Source organism: Vibrio sp. Y176, assembly GCF_033438945.1.
The window spans coordinates 1-650 of the sequence record NZ_JAWOQS010000662.1; the positions used below are offsets into that span (position 1 = coordinate 1).

A 650-nucleotide genomic window follows, 5' to 3' on the forward strand; every position below is an offset into this window, starting at 1 on the left:
TCGCCTCTGACTGCCAAGGCATCCACCGTGTACGCTTAGTCACTTAACCATACAACCCGAAGGAGTTTCGAGTTGATGTTCAAATCACCAAAGTTGTCTCTCATTATTTGAATGAGCGAGAGACATTCGATTTTGCCGGACTCAAATTCCAAGAACACTTGAATGTGTTTTTTGGTGTTTATCTTTCGATAAACATTGAGAACTTTACAAACAACAATAAATTGTTGTTTTGTCAGCTTTCCAAATTGTTAAAGAGCTAGATTTTCTGATGAAAACCATTTTTAAAGATTCTTTTTCAAGAACACTTAAAGATGGTGGAGCTATGCGGGATCGAACCGCAGACCTCCTGCGTGCAAGGCAGGCGCTCTCCCAGCTGAGCTATAGCCCCATCAAGGTGTCGATACTGTCGCCAATTCCTTGGGAAAGAAATTGGTGGGTCTGAGTGGACTCGAACCACCGACCTCTCGCTTATCAGGCGAACGCTCTAACCACCTGAGCTACAGACCCAGTATCGTCTCTTTACTTTATAAACCGTATCAATCTGTGTGAACACTCATCGCAATAATCATCGTATAAGGAGGTGATCCAGCGCCAGGTTCCCCTAGCGCTACCTTGTTACGACTTCACCCCAGTCATGAACCACAAAGTGG

Annotated in this window: 2 tRNA genes and 1 rRNA gene; all 3 read right to left on the reverse strand. The window is 44.5% G+C overall.

From position 1 onward, the window contains the following. Positions 1-312: 312 nt before the first annotated feature. Positions 313-388 (reverse strand) — tRNA-Ala (locus R7O13_RS27925). A gap of 42 nt (positions 389-430) precedes the next feature. Further along, positions 431-507: transfer RNA gene (locus tag R7O13_RS27930), tRNA-Ile, on the reverse strand. A 66-nt stretch (positions 508-573) separates the two neighbouring features. Beyond that, positions 574-650, reverse strand: a 16S ribosomal RNA gene (locus R7O13_RS27935); the annotation flags it as partial.